We start from the raw sequence: 17,494 nt of genomic DNA on the forward strand, positions 1-17,494 counted from the left end.
CGTGCTGGGCTCTCTCACGGTGGGGAAGCCGTCATGAGCCTCGTTGATGTTTGGATGACCTCACAGAAGGCCATGGTGGTGGTCGACACCGAGGGCAAGGACGAACACGGCAAGTACATCGACATCAGCAAGATGCTCGCGCTGCCGCACGCGAATGTGGTGATGGCAGTCCGCGGTCACGACATCTTTTTGCATGCCCTGTTCTCCTCGCTCAGGAACGTTGCCGGCTTCGATGAGGTCGAGGACGCGATGCCGGAAGCACTCAAGCGAGTGACCAGTCTGCTGGCGCAGATGCCACCGAGTGAACCCGGTTCGCTCCTGCAGCAGGAGATCACCGTGGTGGGCTACTCGCGCAGCCGTGGCCACATGTGCTGCATCGTGGCGCAGTCTAAGGATGAGTCAGGTTTCAGCTTTCAGGAAATCACCGATCTCTACCTCTCCCCCTGGGATGCGTCGTGGGGCCAAGAAGGCATCCACGCACGCTCGCCAGGCCAGGCCCACGCTATCGCAGCCGAGCAGGTCGAGAGGACACTCGCAATGCTCCCAGCCGGCCCAATCGGTGGCCGGCTGCTGCTCGCCGAAGTCACGCGCGATGACTGCAGGCTGTCGACGCTGGGGCGGGTGACGACGCGGTAGCGAGTCGCCTGCCAGCCTGTCCAGATGGTCAGCTGGCCGGCGCAGCAGGAGGCTTCTTGGCCGCCGCTAGTAACCGGACGTTGGCAATTCGAGCTTGCTTGTCCGCTCGGGCTACATACCACTCTCTGTCAAGGAGGTGGATCAGCTTCAGCAGCGTCTCCGGCTCGCCAGGTTCGACGTCGACGATCAAGCTCACGTCTTGCTCTGGGTGAGCGCCGATGTTGCCCACGCTCTTCACGTCCATCATCGCTGCGTAGAGATCAGGATCGCACTTGTCCTTGATTGCCTCGAGTTCTTGATGCAGGGTTTTGAGCTTGGGCAGCGTGAAAAAGTCACGCACCATTCCTTGCAAAGCGCGTCTTGCCAGCGTCGCTGAAGCCTTCGGACTCAAGCCCGCAATGAGGTATGCCTCATCGTAGTCATTCAAGACGTGGGCCGGCACATGTGAAGACAGCGGTTGCGGCGTGGTGGGCAAGATGCGGAGATCACCGACCCCAACCTTGCGAGATAGCTCTGGATGGACGCGCGTGTAGCCCCTGTCGTCCCTCTTGTTCTCGCCAAACCGAAGACGTAGCTCAAGGCTCTGGGCTTTGCAGGATTGACTTGGGCATTCGATGAGCGTCGCTTTGAGCTGAATCGCTTGTGCTTTTTCGGTCGCATCACAGAGCAGGTCCATGTTCCGCACTTCGTGATTCGGCGACGTGATTGTCGTAGGCTGTCCGCATGTTGGACAGGTCCAGTTAAAAGCCATGTCTCACTCCTCGTTATGGATCGGCATCGTAGCCCGCTGGCACTTGCTGCAAACCACTGATCTAATCTAGGCTTTACTCCGAAGCATCTGATGGGACTGCCAAGTTTTCTAACCAATTCTTCGGACCCGAACCCCTCGCTGAAGGACTGCATCGAGGACCTCAGGAGGTGCTCGCAGATTTTCGTAAGAGCCTGGGAAGTCGGCGACGTTGCGACAGCGGTCACGGTAAGCATGAAAGCTTTTGTGATGTTGGACCACATTGCTGGCGCGATCCTGAGGTCGCGCGACGACATGCATAGTGCTTCTTCGTATTCTGGGTCCAAGTTGCAAGCAGGCTTAGACAAAGTAGCCGGGTCGATCGTCAAAAAAGCACGACGTGAGGATCATGAGTACATTGCGGACCTGGCGCCTGGACGGGGAGTGCTCCCGCCGCATAGGCTTGTCGAACCGCTTGCGTTGGATGGATTGCTCTCAAAAGTGAAGCATCGCATAGAGCGAGCGATGAACTTCAGAACTCTGCCCGACGGGCAGCACTATCTCCTGTTCTGCGTTGACCGGAGCAACAAGCCAGACGCGGTAGTTGAATTTGAAGTCAGCCGTTTTGTCTCTCTGTGCTCCGACTTGGTGCCACACGTCTGACCTCGGGGAGTGTGGGGGGAAGGTTAAACCCATGTGCAGCCACTACCAGGCTGAGAAGCGCCGGCACTTTTACGAGAAGCGCTTCGGCATCAAGTTGCCGTCCAACTGGGAACTGCCACCCGGTGGCAGCCACATCTACCCAACCCAGTTCGCGCCGATCGTGCGCCGCCCGCCTGAGCGCGAGTCAGGCGACGAGGCCGTGCCCGATGTCGAGATGGTGGAAGCGCGCTTTGGCCTGCTGCCCGGCTTCGCTACCGAAGTGAAGTACGGCACGAGGACATACAACGCCCGGTCCGAGACCGTCGCGACGCTGGCCAGCTTCAAGCACGCATGGGCGAAGGCCCGGCACTGCATCGTGCCCTGCGAAGCGATCTACGAGCCCGACTGGCGTACTGGCACGCACATCCCGACCAGGTTCACCGCGGCCGACGGCGGCACGCTCGGCGTGGCCGGCCTGTGGCAGCCTTGGAAATCGCCCGAGGGGGAATGGGTCAACACCTTCACGATGCTGACCCTCAACGCCGACAACCACGACCTGATGAAGCACATGCACCGGCCGGACCCAAAACGCCCGCCCGAGATGCAGGACAAGCGCATGGTGGTGATCCTGCCGGAGGGTCTGTACGAGGCCTGGCTCGACGCACCTGCGGCTAACTCCAGCGACTTCATGCGCCAGTACCCGGCTGATCGGCTGCTGGCCACGCCGGAGCCGCCGGCACCGAAGAAGGGCGAGACGCGGGGGCTCATCTGAGCGGGGCTTCACGCTCAGTCGTTCGAGCCGGGCGCGTTGTCCTGATAGTCATGCCCCGCATGCTGACCGGGATCTGTTTCTCGGCGTTGCTTCGCTTTTGCGTCCTGGTCAGCAAGCCAAGCGGCTGCGGTCGGCTGTCGAGTGCCTTCATTTAGGGAAAGCGATTGGATGGTGTCGATGAGCTGCTGTCGGCGGTTCATGGGACACCTTCTATTCACCGGCTCGCAGCGTACCTGTAGCGATACGAGTCAGCTCGTGTTCAGAAATGCCCTACATGACCGTCACCGCCCGGCGCCGTTCGTCGGAATACTGGATGAACATACAGTTGTTTTGCTAGGATGAACGGTCACGCAGGAGCTGACCATGTGGCAACCACCAATACCGATTTCCTTCCTTGGCCGCGACCTCACAGGTATAGACGCCTGGGTTCACGTCTTCGCGTTGACCTGGGACGAGCTTGAGACAAAGAGGCCGCTGTGCATGGCCGGGTTCGAAGTCTTCGGCGCGGCGGTCGCGGCAAAGCACGGGGATGAGCACCCTGCCGATGTGGCCCAGCGCCTGTTCCCCGAGGCAGGCGAGTACCGCGAGGACATCTATCCAACCAATGCTGCCTCCGTCGACATCCGCGCGTTCATCACGCATGACGACGTGCCCTTTTAGCCGTGCTCTGCACCGTGTACGCGCTGCGCCAGGCCGGCATGAAGTTGCCGCGCGAGGTCGTTCCCAAGCTCTCGGTCGTCGGCTGGCTGTTCATGGGCCAAGACTCGCGCAAGTTCTACACGCAGACCACGGCGCGGCTCTTCCGAACCCCAGAGATCCTGATCGACGTAATCGAACCGCTGGTGCACGCGCACGTCAAGAAGATCGACCGGGGCGGCATCCTGATCTTCGGGCAGGAGGAGCAGCAGGCCTACCAAGCGCCGAACGTGACTCAGGTCTGGTGGTGCAAGCCGCGCGAGATGAATGACGCCTTACTGCCGATGTCGCCCGCGACAATGCGGCCATGAGCAACATTTACGACGCTGTCACCAAGGCAATCTCGGCGCATTGGAAGGCGCAAGACATGAAGTACCCACAGAAGCTAGTGCTGTCGCCTGAACAGCGCGGGGCATTTATGCGCCTGCGCAACATCAGCCGCGATCCGGGTAACGAGATCCACGACACGCATTTCATGGGCGTGGCGATCGAGGAAGTCGCTGGGGCACCCGGATATCTGGTGGCGGTCGACGGCGGGCAGGTCGCGCTCGATCTGTAGACGACCTACAAACGAAACAGATCGCCAGCGCTGAAGCGCCAAGCGCGGTGTGATTTCGACGTTCAATTCGACGGCGCCGAATGATTGTGCACCGGTGAACTGAAAAGTGATGCGCACATCACTGCGGCATTTGAAATGGTGACGGCCCGCAGCTTCGAGGACCTCACGTCGTGAGGGGCTGCCCATTTCAAGGCCCTCTACCAGCGCTGCGATCGGCCGTCGCCGCGAGTATAGGCATCTCGACAAGTCAGATTCATGACCCTTAGTCCTACCGTCGCCATGCGCCCGCGGGCGGGGGGGCTCGTTCCTGTAGGCGCAAGAGCGCGCGACACCAATGCTTGAACAGCCGCCGCGCGGCGTAGCCGCCTAGATCCGGGGCTGGGGATGCTTTGCGGCAAGCCGCTTGTACGCTTCGCCAAGACCGAAGCGCGCGATCATCGCTCGCTCAGTGATGAACGTCTTCTGTAGCGCGATATCGCGCTCCCCATCCTCGGCGGTCCTGTGCTCGACCAAAGATGCATGTCGCGCATCAATCAAGTCTTCGTCGCTCAGCGTAGCGATGTGGGCGGCGAAATGCTTCAGGTTCATTAAGTACTCCGATGCGGCGCCCCATCAAAAGAAAAGGGAGAGGGACTTTGTGGGCGCTTATGTGGGAACGCAAAGAAAAAACGCCCCAGAAGGGGCGTATTTCTTGATCTGTTGGCGGAGCAGGCGGGATTCGAACCCGCGGAGGGCTATTAACCCTCACACGCTTTCCAGGCGTGCGACTTAAACCGCTCATCCACCGCTCCGAACAGCCTGCGATTCTAACCTGCAGATGAGCCGGTTTTTCCGGCCTGCACCATTCGCATCGCCGATGCGATGAGTGCCGCCGTCTCGCTCATGTTGCTGGGCACGATCAGCGTGGTGGTCGCGTCGGCCGCCACCTTGCCATAGGCATCGACCGCGCGCTCCGCTACCTTGAGCTGCACCGCCTGTTCACCGCCCGGCTGACGGATGGCCGCGGCCACGCGCTCGATGGCGTCCGCCGTGGCGGTGGCGACCGCGGTGATGGCTGCGGCTTCGCCCTGGGCGTTGTTGATCTGCGCCTGCTTCTCGCCCTCGGAGCGGGCGATGAAGGCTTCACGTTCGCCGGTGGCGATGTTGATCTGCTCCTGCCGTCGGCCTTCCGACGCGGCGATCAGTGCGCGCTTGCCGCGCTCGGCCGTGATCTGCGCCTGCATGGCCAGCAGAATTTCCTTCGGCGGCGTCAGGTCCTTGATCTCGTAGCGCAGCACCTTCACGCCCCAGTTGAGCGCCGCTTCGTCGATGGCGGCGACCACCTGGGCGTTGATCACGTCACGCTCCTCGAAGGTCTTGTCCAGTTCGAGCTTGCCGATCACGCTGCGCAGCGAGGTTTGCGCCAGCTGGGTCACGGCCACGATGTAGTTCGACGAGCCGTAGCTCGCGCGCATCGGGTCGGTCACCTGGAAGTAGAGGATGCCGTCGACCTGCAGCTGCGTGTTGTCGCGCGTGATGCAGATCTGGCTGGGCACGTCGAGCGGGATCTCCTTGAGGCTGTGCTTGTAGGCCACCTTGTCGATGAAGGGGATGAGGAAGTTCGGGCCGGGCGTCATCGTGCTGTGGTACTTGCCCAGACGCTCGCGCACCCAGGCGTTCTGCTGCGGCACGAACTTGACCGACTGGCTGATGAAGATGACGGCGATGACGAGGATGACGAGCGGTACGGCGTAGTCCATGGAAGGCTCCCTTGATGTACAGGTTTTCGGTTCAGATCTTGTCGACGACGAGGCGGCTGCCGACGACTTCGGCCACGCGGTGCTCGCCGGGGCTGGGCGTATGGCCGGGCCGCGGCACCACCGTCCACGGGGCGCCGCGGTAGCGCACCTGCGCCGTGCCGTCCTCGTTCCAGTGGTCGATGTGGATGCGCTCGCCGATGTCGAGGTTGACGTCGGGGTTGGCACGGCTCGGCGCGGCAGGCGGCTGACGGCGGCGCACGGTGTACCAGGCCAGCACGGCCCCCACGCCGACCACTGCTGCAACCAGCAATTGGATCGTGAGCCCGAAGCCGGCGTGCGCAGCAAGCGCTGCCGCCGCGAAGCCGGTGCCCAGAAGCAGCAGGTAGACCGTGCCGGTGAGCAGTTCCAGCACGATGGCGCCGCTCGCGATGAGCCACCAGAGGGTGGAATCCGCCATGTCATCTCCTGGTTGTTGAAGCGCCGCCATTCTCGGGCAAAAGGTGCACAGCGCTTTCATGCGAATTCCGTACACTTCGCCCCTCTTTACGCTTTTGCCTGTTTGCGTCTTCGGAGCCCCCCCGCATGAAATTCCGCTTTCCCATCGTCATCATCGACGAGGACTTCCGCGCCGAGAACACCTCGGGGCTTGGTATTCGCGCGCTCGCGCAGGCCTTTGAAAGCGAAGGCTTCGAAGTGCTCGGTGTCACGAGCTACGGCGATCTGTCGCAGTTCGCCCAGCAGCAAAGCCGGGCCAGTGCCTTCATCCTCTCGATCGACGACGAGGAATTCACGCCCGGCCCCGACCTCGATCCGGCCGTGCTGAACCTGCGCAGCTTCATCGAGCAGGTGCGGCGCAAGAATGCCGAGGTGCCGATCTACATCTACGGCGAGACGCGCACCTCGCGGCACATCCCGAACGACATCCTGCGCGAGCTGCACGGCTTCATCCACATGTTCGAGGACACGCCGGAGTTCGTGGCGCGCCACATCATCCGCGAGGCCAAGAGTTACCTCGAAGGCGTGCAGCCGCCGTTCTTCAAGGCGCTGATCGACTACGCGGAGGACGGTTCGTACTCCTGGCACTGCCCCGGGCATTCGGGTGGCGTGGCCTTCTTGAAGAGTCCGGTCGGCCAGATGTTCCATCAGTTCTTCGGTGAGAACATGTTGCGCGCCGACGTCTGCAACGCGGTGGAAGAACTGGGCCAGTTGCTCGACCACACCGGCCCGGTGGCGGCCAGTGAGCGCAATGCCGCGCGCATCTTCAATGCCGACCATTGCTTCTTCGTGACCAACGGCACCAGCACCAGCAACAAGATGGTGTGGCACCACACGGTGGCGCCCGACGACGTGGTGGTGGTCGACCGCAACTGCCACAAGTCGATCCTGCATGCGATCATCATGACCGGCGCGATTCCGGTCTTCATGAAGCCCACGCGCAACCACTTCGGCATCATCGGCCCGATCCCCAAGAGCGAGTTCGAGCAGAGCGCGATCAAGGCCAAGATCAAGGCCAATCCGCTGCTGGCCGGCGTCGACCACGACAAGATCAAGCCACGCGTGATGACGCTCACGCAGTCGACCTACGACGGTGTGATCTACAACACCGAGACCATCAAGAACATGCTCGACGGCTACGTCGACACGCTGCACTTCGACGAGGCCTGGCTGCCGCACGCGGCCTTCCACCCGTTCTACGGCGCCTACCACGCGATGGGCAAGCGCCGCGTACGGCCGAAGGAGTCGCTGGTGTTCGCCACGCAATCCACGCACAAGCTCTTGGCCGGCATCAGCCAGGCCAGCCACGTGCTGGTGCAGGACTCGCAGAACCGCGCGCTCGACCGCGACCTGTTCAACGAGGCCTACCTGATGCATTCGTCGACCAGCCCGCAGTACGCGATCATCGCGAGCTGCGACGTGGCCGCCGCCATGATGGAGCCACCGGGCGGCACTGCGCTGGTGGAAGAAAGCATCCTGGAAGCGCTGGATTTCCGCCGCGCCATGCGCAAGGTCGAGGAAGAGTTCGGCAAGGACGAGTGGTGGTTCAAGGTCTGGGGTCCCGAGAAGCTCGTCGAAGAGGGCATCGGCCGTGCCGAAGACTGGATCATGAAGGGCGAGGGCAGCACCGACAGCAAGGCCAAAAGCGCCAAGCGCAACTGGCACGGCTTTGGCAAGCTGGCCGACGGCTTCAACATGCTCGACCCGATCAAGTCGACCATCGTCACGCCGGGCCTGGACCTTCAAGGCAAGTTTTCCGACACCGGCATTCCCGCCAGCGTGGTCACCAAGTTCCTCGCCGAACATGGCGTGATCGTGGAGAAGACCGGGCTCTACAGCTTCTTCATCATGTTCACCATCGGCATCACCAAGGGCCGATGGAACACGCTGTTGACCGCGCTGCAGCAGTTCAAGGACGACTACGCGCGCAACCAGCCGATGTGGCGCATCCTGCCCGAGTTCTGCCAGCAGCATCCGGGCTACGAAAAGCTGGGCCTGCGCGACCTGTGCCAGCACATCCACAAGCTGTATGCGCGCTACGATGTGGCGCGGCTGACCACCGAGATGTACCTGAGCGACCTGACGCCGGCGATGAAGCCGAGCGATGCCTTTGCCCACATCGCGCACCGCAAGACCGAGCGCGTGGAGATCGACCAGCTCGAAGGCCGCATCACCACCAGCCTGATCACGCCGTACCCGCCGGGCATCCCGTTGCTGATCCCGGGCGAGGTCTTCAACAAGAAGATCGTCGACTACCTGAAGTTCGCGCGCGAGTTCAACAAGGAGTGCCCGGGCTTCGAGACCGACATCCACGGGCTGGTGGCTCGCGTCGACGAGACGGGCAAGAAGCGCTACTACGCCGACTGCGTGCGCGCTGTTTGAACGCGCCGCGGTTGCGCGGGAGTGTCAGCCGAAGCGCACCGCCATGACGCCGGCCACCACCACCGCGGTGCCGGCGGCGCGCTGCCAGCCAAAAGGCTCACGCAGCAACAGCGCGCCGATGACGGCGGCGAACAGCACCGAGGTTTCGCGCAGCGCCGCCACCAGGGCGACCGGTGCACGTGTCATGGCCCAGAGCGCGATCGCGTAGCTGCCCAGCGAGGCCAGCGTACCGACGGCGGCGATTTTCCAGCGCGCCGCCATGTAGTGGATCGCGGCGCCGCGCCGGTCGCCGCGTTGCCACAGCACCAGCAGCAGGTAGGGAATGCCGTCGAACAGGAAGAGCGCGGCCACGTAGGCCAGCGCATCGCCCGACGCGCGCACGCCGATGCCGTCGACCACCGTGTAGAGCGCGATGATGGCGGCGTTGCCGAAGGCAAAGCGCAGCGCCTTGCGCCGCTGCGCTTCGTCGCCGGCATGCAGCGACGACCGCGACAGCCCGAGCGTGAGCACGCCGGCGCACACCACCGCCACGCCCAGCCAGGACACCGCTGACAGGTGCTCACCGATGAAGGCCACGCTGCCGATGGCCACGAGCAGCGGCGCGCTGCCGCGCATCACGGGGTAGGTCAGGCCGAGGTCCCCGTGGCGGTAGGCGCCCGCCAACGCGATGTAGTAGCCCAGATGGATGACGGTCGACGTGAGGATGTAGGGCCATGACGCCGCCGCCGGCAGGCCGGTCCACAGCAGCACCGGGAGCGCGACGAAGAACCCAAGGCTGTGGATGAGCGCGGTGTCGAGCTGCGTGTCGCGGCCGGACTTGATGAGCGCGTTCCAGCCGGCGTGCAGCAACGCCCCGAACAGCACCGCCAGCAGGACGGGGCCGCTGATGCTCACGCGCGGACCAGCATGCAGCGTTGTGCGCGTGCCAGGTAGTGCGCGAGCGGTGGCGTCGGGCGGTCGGGTGACTTGGCCTGGTCGTCCCACAGGCGCAGCGCGACCGCGTCGGCCGCGTGCGTCTGTGCAATGAAGGCCTCGGCCTGCTCGGGCGAGAAAACGCCGCCCTGAAGTTCGAGGCTGCGCTTGGAGTCGTCCGACAGTTGCTGCCAGTAGTCGGTGCGCGTCGCGCACAGGTAGCGCTTGGCGTCGACATGCCACTGGATGGCGGCCAGCACACGTTCGCCGAACACGCCGCGCAGGAAGGGAAGGGCGAAGTACTGGTGCACGTCGTCGACCCCGCGCAGGGTCGGCGTCTCGCCCTGGTCGTTGAGCAGGTGGCCCAGGTCGTGGAGCAGCGCGGCTGTGACCAGTTCGTCGTCGGCGCCCGCCTGTTCGGCGAGCAGCGCGGTCTGCAGGGCGTGTTCGAGCTGGGTGACGGGTTCGCCGCTGTACTGGGCGGCGCCGTGGCGGGCGAAGAGCCCCTCGATGTCGATCAGGCTCAATGCCATGGCGTCAGGCCTCCAAGGCCGCAGCGGGCTTGCCCACCGACACGCGGGCTGCCGCCTGCTTTTGTTCGTAGTTGTGCAGCGTGCGCGCGCGGCTGTTCATCACATGCTGGTACATCGCCTGGCCGGCCGCTTCGGGGTCGCCGGCGGCGATGGCCTTGACGATCTGGCGGTGCTCGCGCGAATAGACCGTCATGGATTCGGTTGTGAGGTTCTGTCGGCGGAACAGCGACAACTCATTGACCAGGCGCCGATAGGTCGCGAGCAGCTTGCTGTTGCCCGCCAGTTCCAGCAGCCGGTCGTGGAACTTGAGGTTGAAGCGGTGGTAGTCGTGCGCGTTGTCGCTCTTGACGGCCTGTTCCATCGCGTCCACCAGTTGACGCAGCTCGCGCACCTCGGTGGGCGTGATGCCCTGGGCCAGCTTGCGGCCCACGTAGAGGTCCATCACCGCGCGCACCTCGAAGATCTCGAGCGCTTCCTCGATCGGCACATCACGCACGAACACGCCGCGGTTCTTCTCGGTACGCACCAGGCCGGCTTCCTCGAGCATGCGGAAGGCCTCGCGCACCGGGCCGCGCGACACGCCGATCTGGTCGGCCAGCGTGGCTTCGGTGAGCTTGGCACCGGAAGGGAGCGTGCCGTCCAGGATCATGCGTTCGATCTCGCGCTGCACCAGGTTGGCAAGCGAATTCGATTGCAGTTGCGCGATGGCGGGGTTGCTGGAGATCTTGGTGGCCATGGCGTTCATCCTACTTTCACCGTCGTAGATTGTCTACGATCTGCAAAAGACAATAGACGAAATGAGCGATGTGGCCCCGATTTTGCTTGGCGCCTGTGTCACGAATATGTCGTTTCGTGCCGGCACAGTCCCTTTCTTTTTCGACAAGGAGCTTCTCGATGTTTCTCGCCAAGTCACTCATCGCCGGCCTGATCGGCCTGGCATTCGCCGGCGCTGCGCTGGCCCAGAAAACCCAGCTCATCGTCTACACGGCGCTGGAGACCGATCAGCTCAAGGCCTACCAGGAGGCCTTCAACAAGGTCGAGCCCAATATCGAGATCAAGTGGGTGCGTGACTCGACCGGCGTGATCACCGCCAAGCTGCTGGCAGAGAAGGCCAACCCGCAAGCCGACGTCGTCATGGGCGTGGCCGCCACCAGCCTCGCATTGTTCGAGCGCAACGGCATGCTCGAGCCCTATGCGCCGTTGAACCTCGACGCGATCATGCCGGCCTACCGCGACAAGAAATCGCCGCCGGCCTGGTTCGGCATGGACGTGTTTGGCGCCGTGGTGTGCTTCAACACTGTCGAGGCCAAGAAGAAGAACATCCCGATCCCGACCACCTGGAAGGACCTGACCAAGCCCGAGTTCAGGGGCCAAGTCGTGATGCCGAACCCGGCATCGTCCGGCACCGGCTACCTCGACGTGGTCTCGTGGCTGCAGCTGTGGGGCGACGACGGCGGCAAGGGCGGCGGCTGGAAGTACATGGACGCGCTGCACGAGAACATCGGCCAGTACACGCACTCCGGTTCCAAGCCCTGCAACATGGCGGCGGCCGGCGAATACGTGGCTGGCGTGTCCTTCGAATACCGTGGCCACACCAACAAGGCCAAGGGCGCCCCGATCGAGCTGGTGTTCCCGAAGGAAGGCCTGGGCTGGGACCTGGAAGCCTTCGCCATCTACAAGGGCACCAAGAAGCTCGAGGCGGCCAAGAAGCTGGCCGACTGGGCCTCGTCGAAGGACGCCATGATCCTGTACGGCAAGAACTTCGCGATCACCGCGCAGCCGGGCGTGGCTCCCAAGCTGGCGAACATTCCGGCCGACTACGAGTCGCGGCTGATCAAGCTCGACTTCGACAAGGCCGCTGCCGGCCGCGAACGCACGCTGGCCGAATGGTCCAAGCGCTACGACGCCAAGAGCGAGCCGAAGAAGTAAGCCGGGAGCGCGTGTGACAGAGGCCTACCTCGAACTGCAGGGCATCCACAAGCGCTTCGGCGCCTTCACCGCGCTCGACGACATTCACCTGTCGATCGGGCGCGGGGAATTCGTCTGCTTCCTGGGGCCGTCGGGCTGCGGCAAGACCACGCTGCTGCGCATCATCGCGGGCCTGGAGACGCAGACGGCCGGGCGCATTGTGCAGGCCGGCCGCGACATTTCGGTGCTGCCGCCGGGCGGGCGCGACTACGGGATCATGTTCCAGTCGTACGCGCTGTTCCCGAACCTCACGGTCGCGCAGAACGTGGCCTATGGGCTGGTCAACCGCAAGCAGTCGCGCGCGCAGGTCGCGCCGCGTGTCGACGAACTGCTCAAGCTGGTCGGCTTGCCGGGCAGCGGCGGCAAATACCCGGCGCAACTGTCGGGCGGCCAGCAGCAACGCATCGCGCTGGCGCGCGCGCTGGCCACGTCGCCGGGGCTGCTGCTGCTCGACGAGCCGCTGTCGGCGCTCGACGCGATCGTGCGCGTCCACCTGCGCAACGAGATCCGTTCGCTGCAGCGCGAGCTCGGCGTGACGACCGTGATGGTCACGCACGACCAGGAAGAGGCGCTGTCGGTGGCCGACCGCATCGTGGTCATGAACCATGGCGTGATCGAGCAGGTCGGCACGCCGATGCAGGTGTACCGCGAGCCGGCGTCGCCCTTCGTGGCCGACTTCGTCGGCAAGGTGAACCGGCTGACCGCTGTGGCCGAGGGCGACCATTGGTTCCGCTGCGGCGACAAGCGGCTGCAGTGCGCGCCGGGCGCCGGAGCCGACTTCCGCACCGGGCGCGAGGTCGCGCTGTACCTGCGGCCCGAAGACCGCGTGGTCGGCGCCGGCGTGCGCGACGACGACCCGCTGCGCTGCGACGGCACGGTGCGCCACATCGAGTTCCTCGGCGGCAACTGCCTGGCCGAGGTCGACGTGCAGGGCATGCCGGGCCAGCCGCTGCAACTGCAGTACTCGCTCAACCAGATGGACGAGTTCGGCGTGCACGAGGGCGCGAGCGTGCGCTTCGCCTTGCGGGCCGACCGGCTGCGCGTGTTTCCCATGGTGTCCGATTGATGGCCGCCATTCACCTCACTGTGAAGGCGCGGCCGCTGCGCCAGCAGGTGCACTGGACCGACCGGCTCGCGAACTTCGCACTGCTGGGCACGGTGGCGCTGCTGTGCATCGGCCTGCTCGCGCCGCTGCTCCTCATCCTGTCGAAGGCGCTCGATGCGCCGGAGGGTGCTGCGTCGGGCACCAGCGCCTTCACCGCCTACCTCGCATCGCCGGCACTGCTGCAGAGCCTGTGGCACAGCGTGTGGGTATCGCTGCTGGTGACCGCCATCGTCGTGCCGCTGGCCTTCACCTTTGCCTACGCGCTGACCCGCAGCTGCATGCCCTTCAAGCCGCTGTTTCGCACCATCACGCTGCTGCCGCTGCTGGCACCGTCGCTGCTGTCGGCCATTTCGCTGATCTACTGGTTCGGCAACCAGGGCATCGCGAAAGATTTCTGGCGCGCACTGGGGTTCGACAGCATCTACGGCGCCCCCGGCATCGTGCTGGCCGAATGCTTCGCGGCCTTCCCGCATGCGCTGATGATCCTCGTCACCGCGCTCACGCTGGCCGATGCACGGCTCTATGAAGCGGCCGACGCGCTGGGCACCGGCACCGTGCGCAAGTTCTTCACCATCACGCTGCCCGGCGCGAAGTACGGGCTGATCTCGGCGGCGCTGGTGAGCTTCACGCTCGTCATCACCGACTTCGGCATTCCGAAAGTGGTTGGCGGCAACTTCAACATGCTGGCGACCGACGTGTTCAAGCTGGTCATCGGCCAGCAGGATTTCCAGCGCGGCGCGGTGGTGGCCTTGCTGCTGCTGACGCCTGCGGCGCTGACCTTCGCCATCGACCATATCGTGCAGCGCAAGCAGACCTCCACGCTCACGGCGCGTGCGGTGGCGCTGGTGCCGAAGCCCGCACGCGGCTTCGACGGCGCGATGACGCTCTATTGCATCGTGATCGTCGCGCTGATGCTCGCGATGTTCCTGATGGCGGTGTTCGCATCCTTCGCCACGCTCTGGCCCTACAACCTGGCGCCGAGCCTGACGCACTACGTGTCGGGACTGGTCGACGCGGAACTGGGCGACGCGATGATCAACAGCCTCAAGCTGGCGGCCTGCACTGCCGTGGTCGGCACGGCGGCGGTGTTTGTCGGCGCCTACCTGCTGGAGAAGACCCACGGCATGGAGGGGGCGCGCCATCTGGTGCGCCTGCTCGCGATGCTGCCGATGGCGGTGCCGGGCCTGGTGCTTGGCCTGGGTTACATCTTCTTCTTCAACGCGCCGTCGAATCCGCTCAACGTCCTGTACCAGACGTTGCCCCTGATGGTGTTGTGCACGATCGTCCATTTCTACACGACCGGCCACCTGACGATGGTGACCGCGCTGAAGTCGATGGACGCCGAGTTCGAAGCGGTGTCCGCCTCGCTCAAGGTGCCGTTCTACAAGACCTTCTGGCGCGTCACCCTGCCGATCTGCCTGCCGACCCTGCTCGACGTGTCGCGCTACTTCTTCATCAACGCGATGACGACGATCTCGGCGGTCGTTTTCCTGTACTCGCCCGACACCAAGCTCGCCTCGGTCGCGATCCTGAACCTCGACGAAGCCGGTGACACCGGCCCGGCCGCCGCCATGGCGGTGCTGATCGCCGCGACCTCGGCGGTCGTCACCCTGCTGTACATGGCGCTGGGCAAATGGGTCGACCGGCGCACCCAGGCCTGGCGGGCCCCGAGCCGATGAGCGCGCTGGCCTTGTTCGACCTCGACAACACCTTGCTCGATGGTGACAGCGAAGTGCTGTGGGCGGATTTCCTGATCGCGCAGGGCCTGCTCGATGCCAGCGTTGCCGCACGCAACGCCGAGATGGACCGCCGCTACCGCGCGGGCGAAGCTGCACCGGCAGACTTCTGCGAATTCTTCGCCGCCACGCTGCAAGGCCGCACCCCGGCGCAGTGGCATCCGGTGCGCGAGGCCTTCATGGCGCAGGTGATCCGGCCGCGCATTCCGCCGGCGGCCCGCGACCTGGTGCAGCAGCACGTCCTCCAGGGAGACATGCTGGTGCTGACGAGCGCCACGAGCCGCTTCCTGGTCGAGCGCACGGCGGCCGAGCTGGGCTTCGAGCACCTGATCGCCACCGAGCTTGCGCAGGAGACGAACGGCCGCTTCAGTGGGCGTACACGCGGCACGCTCAACATGCGGGAAGGCAAGGTGACGCGCCTGCGCGCGTGGCTGGCCGAGCGCGGCGTGACCTCCGACGGGCTGCTGCGGACCGCCTTCTTCTACAGCGACTCGATCAACGACTTGCCACTGCTGCTGGCCGTCGGACAGCCCGTAGCGGTCGACCCCGACGCCCGCCTGGCGGCCGAGGCGCAAGCGCGACACTGGCCGGTGCTGCGCCTCGCGCGCAATTCCTTCTCTTCCGAACCATGACTGCAAGCAACACGAATTTCGACCTGATCGTCGTCGGCGCCGGCATCGTCGGGCTGGCGCACGCGTACGTCGCCGCACAACGCGGCCTGCGCGTGTGCGTGGTGGAGCGCGACGCGGCCTGCGTGGGCGCGTCCATCCGAAACTTCGGCTTCATCACCGTCACGGGGCAGGGCGCCGGCGACACCTGGCGCAGGGCCCGGCGCGCCCGCGAGATCTGGGGCGAGGTCGCGCCGCAGGCCGGCATCGAGGCGGTGCACCAGGGCCTGTACCTCACGGCCTTCCGCCCACAGGCGCTCAAGGTGCTCGAGGCCTTCATGGCCACCGAGATGGGCGAGGGCTGCGAATTGCTCGAGCTCGACGAAGCCGCTAAGCGCGCGCCGGTGCTGCAACTCGACGGCGCGCAGGGCGTGCTCTACAGCCCGCACGAGATGCGCGTCGAATCGCGCACTGCCATCGGCCTGCTGGCGCGCTGGCTGGCCGAGGCGCATGGCGTGGTGTTCCGGTTCGGCGAGGCGGTGCTCGAGGTGTCGACACCGCGCGTGCGCACGTCGCGTGCCGTGCTGCATGGTGAGCGTGTGGCTGTTTGCACCAACACCGACCTGAACGGCCTGTTCGCCGAACGCCTGGTGCCACACCAATTGCGGCTGTGCCAGCTGCACATGCTGCGCGTCCAGCCCGAGCCCGGCTTCAAGTTGCCGGGCGCCGTGATGGCCGACCTGAGCCTGGTGCGCTACCACGGCTACAGCCGCCTGCCCGAGGCGGCGCCGCTGATCGAGCAGATGGAACGCGAGGAAGCCGAGTCGCTGGCCCACGGCATCCACCTCATCGTCGTGCAGAGCGCCGACGGCTCGCTGGTGGTGGGCGATTCGCACCACTACGGCGCCGTGCTCGAACCCTTCGCCGACCAGCGCGTCGACGACCTGATCCTGCGGCACCTGCGCGAGACGCTCAAGCTGCAGCAGGCCACCGTGACCCAGCGCTGGGTCGGCACCTATCCCTCGTCGGCCAGCACCGACTGCCTCATCGACCGCCCCGACGACGCCACGCGGGTGGTGATCGTCACCAGCGGCACCGGCGCCAGCACCGCCTTCGGCATCGCCGAAGAAGTCTTCGCCGGTTGGTAACCCTCTTCATTCCTCAAGCCATGACTTCCACACCCACCACCCTCGGCGCCGTCGTCTTCGACTGGGCCGGCACCATCCTCGACTTCGGCTCCTGCGCACCGATGGGCGCCTTCGTGCGCTTGTTCGAGAAGTTCGGCGTCGAACTCACCATCGACGAAGCGCGCGGCCCCATGGGCATGGCCAAGTGGGACCACATCCACGCGCTCGGCCAACTGCCCCGCATCGCCGCACAGTGGCAGCAGGTGCACGGCAAGCCCTTCACCGACGCCGACGTCGACCATCTCTACGAGGTCTTCACGCCGATGAACGCGGCGGTGGTGGCCGACTTCGCCGACTTCATTCCCGGCGCCGTGGCGATGGTCGATGCCTTGCGCGCGCGCGGGCTGAAGATCGGCTCCACCACCGGCTACAACCGTCCGATCATGGACATCGTGACGCCGATCGCCGCGGCCGGTGGCTACGTGCCCGACAACCTGGTGTGCGCCGGTGACCTGGCCGCCGGCCGCCCGTCGCCGTTGATGATGTACCGCACCTTCGCCGACATCGGCGTGTGGCCGTCTTCCAGCGTGGTGAAGGTCGACGACACCGGCGTCGGCATCGAGGAAGGTCTGAATGCTGGCACCTGGACGGTCGGCCTGGCCGTCAGCGGCAACGCGGTGGGCCTGCCGCTCGCGCAATGGGAAGCGCTCGACGCCGCGCAGCAGGAGTTGCTGCGTCAGGTCGCGACCGCCAAGCTGAAGGCGGCCGGTGCGCACTACGTGATCGACAGCGTGGCCGACCTGATGCCCGTGATCGAGGACATCGAGGCGAAGCTCAAGCAGGGCCTGATGCCCTGA

Annotated in this window: 21 protein-coding genes and 1 tRNA gene; 13 read left to right on the top strand and 9 right to left on the bottom strand. The window is 64.9% G+C overall.

Going from position 1 to position 17,494, the window contains the following annotated elements; all coding sequences use genetic code 11:
* Positions 1–33 precede the first annotated feature (33 nt).
* Positions 34–636, top strand: a complete 603-nt coding sequence (locus tag ACSFA2_RS16745; RefSeq protein WP_435456442.1) for a hypothetical protein — start codon at positions 34–36, stop codon at positions 634–636.
* 28 nt (positions 637–664) lie between these two features.
* Here ACSFA2_RS16745 and ACSFA2_RS16750 read toward each other — a convergent pair whose 3' ends face one another.
* Positions 665–1,312 carry a DUF4145 domain-containing protein gene (locus ACSFA2_RS16750; protein WP_435456443.1) on the bottom strand — a complete coding sequence of 216 codons (648 nt, stop codon included), beginning with the start codon at positions 1,310–1,312 and terminating at the stop codon, positions 665–667.
* A gap of 165 nt (positions 1,313–1,477) precedes the next feature.
* Between ACSFA2_RS16750 and ACSFA2_RS16755 the strand changes: the two genes are divergently transcribed.
* A complete protein-coding gene (locus ACSFA2_RS16755; protein WP_435456444.1) occupies positions 1,478–2,026 on the top strand; it encodes a hypothetical protein in 549 nt (182 codons plus the stop codon).
* 31 nt (positions 2,027–2,057) lie between these two features.
* Positions 2,058–2,777, top strand: a complete 720-nt coding sequence (locus tag ACSFA2_RS16760) for an SOS response-associated peptidase (RefSeq protein WP_435456445.1) — start codon at positions 2,058–2,060, stop codon at positions 2,775–2,777.
* 14 nt (positions 2,778–2,791) lie between these two features.
* Here ACSFA2_RS16760 and ACSFA2_RS16765 read toward each other — a convergent pair whose 3' ends face one another.
* A complete protein-coding gene (locus ACSFA2_RS16765) occupies positions 2,792–2,977 on the bottom strand; it encodes a hypothetical protein (RefSeq protein ID WP_435456446.1) in 186 nt (61 codons plus the stop codon).
* Between the two features lie 163 nt (positions 2,978–3,140).
* Between ACSFA2_RS16765 and ACSFA2_RS16770 the strand changes: the two genes are divergently transcribed.
* Genes ACSFA2_RS16770 through ACSFA2_RS16780 form a run of 3 tightly spaced genes read left to right on the top strand, consistent with a single transcriptional unit; the run spans position 3,141 to position 4,032 of the window.
* Positions 3,141–3,437 carry a hypothetical protein gene (locus ACSFA2_RS16770; RefSeq protein WP_435456447.1) on the top strand — a complete coding sequence of 99 codons (297 nt, stop codon included), beginning with the start codon at positions 3,141–3,143 and terminating at the stop codon, positions 3,435–3,437.
* A gap of 14 nt (positions 3,438–3,451) precedes the next feature.
* Positions 3,452–3,784: a hypothetical protein gene (locus ACSFA2_RS16775; RefSeq protein ID WP_435456448.1), complete on the top strand. Its 333-nt coding sequence runs from the start codon at positions 3,452–3,454 to the stop codon at positions 3,782–3,784.
* Positions 3,781–4,032: a hypothetical protein gene (locus tag ACSFA2_RS16780; protein WP_435456449.1), complete on the top strand. Its 252-nt coding sequence runs from the start codon at positions 3,781–3,783 to the stop codon at positions 4,030–4,032. Before ACSFA2_RS16775 ends, ACSFA2_RS16780 begins: the two co-directional genes overlap by 4 nt.
* A 366-nt stretch (positions 4,033–4,398) precedes the next feature.
* On the opposite strand, the gene ACSFA2_RS16785 is transcribed toward ACSFA2_RS16780, so the two are convergent.
* From ACSFA2_RS16785 to ACSFA2_RS16800, 4 genes are all read right to left on the bottom strand, one after another.
* A complete protein-coding gene (locus ACSFA2_RS16785; protein WP_435456450.1) occupies positions 4,399–4,620 on the bottom strand; it encodes a hypothetical protein in 222 nt (73 codons plus the stop codon).
* Positions 4,621–4,732: 112 nt separating this feature from the next.
* Positions 4,733–4,823 (bottom strand) — tRNA-Ser (locus tag ACSFA2_RS16790).
* Between the two features lie 15 nt (positions 4,824–4,838).
* Entirely contained in the window at positions 4,839–5,771 is a 933-nt protein-coding gene (locus ACSFA2_RS16795; protein WP_435456451.1) for an SPFH domain-containing protein, read from the bottom strand.
* 31 nt (positions 5,772–5,802) lie between these two features.
* Complete coding sequence (locus ACSFA2_RS16800; protein WP_435456452.1) at positions 5,803–6,228, bottom strand: NfeD family protein; 426 nt, start codon at positions 6,226–6,228, stop codon at positions 5,803–5,805.
* Positions 6,229–6,353: 125 nt separating this feature from the next.
* On the opposite strand from ACSFA2_RS16800, the gene ACSFA2_RS16805 reads away from it, so the two are divergent.
* Positions 6,354–8,648: an Orn/Lys/Arg family decarboxylase gene (locus ACSFA2_RS16805; RefSeq protein ID WP_435456453.1), complete on the top strand. Its 2,295-nt coding sequence runs from the start codon at positions 6,354–6,356 to the stop codon at positions 8,646–8,648.
* 24 nt (positions 8,649–8,672) lie between these two features.
* Here the strand turns inward: ACSFA2_RS16805 and ACSFA2_RS16810 are convergent, their stop codons facing one another.
* From ACSFA2_RS16810 to ACSFA2_RS16820, 3 genes are read right to left on the bottom strand one after another with little or no spacing between them, the layout of a single operon-like run.
* Positions 8,673–9,542 carry an EamA family transporter gene (locus ACSFA2_RS16810; protein ID WP_435456454.1) on the bottom strand — a complete coding sequence of 290 codons (870 nt, stop codon included), beginning with the start codon at positions 9,540–9,542 and terminating at the stop codon, positions 8,673–8,675.
* Positions 9,539–10,093 (bottom strand): phosphonate degradation HD-domain oxygenase, encoded by a 555-nt coding sequence (locus ACSFA2_RS16815; protein WP_435456455.1) that lies wholly within the window; start codon positions 10,091–10,093, stop codon positions 9,539–9,541. Before ACSFA2_RS16815 ends, ACSFA2_RS16810 begins: the two co-directional genes overlap by 4 nt.
* Before the next feature lie 4 nt (positions 10,094–10,097).
* Entirely contained in the window at positions 10,098–10,829 is a 732-nt protein-coding gene (locus ACSFA2_RS16820; protein WP_435456456.1) for a phosphonate utilization associated transcriptional regulator, read from the bottom strand.
* Between the two features lie 158 nt (positions 10,830–10,987).
* Between ACSFA2_RS16820 and ACSFA2_RS16825 the strand changes: the two genes are divergently transcribed.
* The 6 genes from ACSFA2_RS16825 to phnX are packed head-to-tail and all read left to right on the top strand — an operon-like array spanning position 10,988 to position 17,494.
* Positions 10,988–12,022, top strand: a complete 1,035-nt coding sequence (locus tag ACSFA2_RS16825) for a putative 2-aminoethylphosphonate ABC transporter substrate-binding protein (RefSeq protein ID WP_435456457.1) — start codon at positions 10,988–10,990, stop codon at positions 12,020–12,022.
* 13 nt (positions 12,023–12,035) lie between these two features.
* Positions 12,036–13,127, top strand: coding sequence for a putative 2-aminoethylphosphonate ABC transporter ATP-binding protein (locus ACSFA2_RS16830; RefSeq protein ID WP_435456458.1), 1,092 nt, complete (start codon positions 12,036–12,038; stop codon positions 13,125–13,127).
* Positions 13,127–14,845 (top strand): putative 2-aminoethylphosphonate ABC transporter permease subunit, encoded by a 1,719-nt coding sequence (locus tag ACSFA2_RS16835; RefSeq protein ID WP_435456459.1) that lies wholly within the window; start codon positions 13,127–13,129, stop codon positions 14,843–14,845. The genes ACSFA2_RS16830 and ACSFA2_RS16835 overlap by 1 nt, the downstream gene beginning before the upstream one ends.
* Positions 14,842–15,534: an HAD family hydrolase gene (locus tag ACSFA2_RS16840; RefSeq protein ID WP_435456460.1), complete on the top strand. Its 693-nt coding sequence runs from the start codon at positions 14,842–14,844 to the stop codon at positions 15,532–15,534. The genes ACSFA2_RS16835 and ACSFA2_RS16840 overlap by 4 nt, the downstream gene beginning before the upstream one ends.
* Complete coding sequence (locus ACSFA2_RS16845; RefSeq protein WP_435456461.1) at positions 15,531–16,658, top strand: TIGR03364 family FAD-dependent oxidoreductase; 1,128 nt, start codon at positions 15,531–15,533, stop codon at positions 16,656–16,658. The genes ACSFA2_RS16840 and ACSFA2_RS16845 overlap by 4 nt, the downstream gene beginning before the upstream one ends.
* 20 nt (positions 16,659–16,678) lie before the next feature.
* The gene (gene phnX / locus ACSFA2_RS16850; protein ID WP_435456462.1) at positions 16,679–17,494 is read left to right on the top strand and encodes a phosphonoacetaldehyde hydrolase; all 816 of its coding nucleotides are present in this window, start codon (positions 16,679–16,681) and stop codon (positions 17,492–17,494) included.

Source organism: Variovorax cryoconiti (assembly GCF_051216395.1).
Taxonomy (GTDB): domain Bacteria; phylum Pseudomonadota; class Gammaproteobacteria; order Burkholderiales; family Burkholderiaceae_C; genus Variovorax.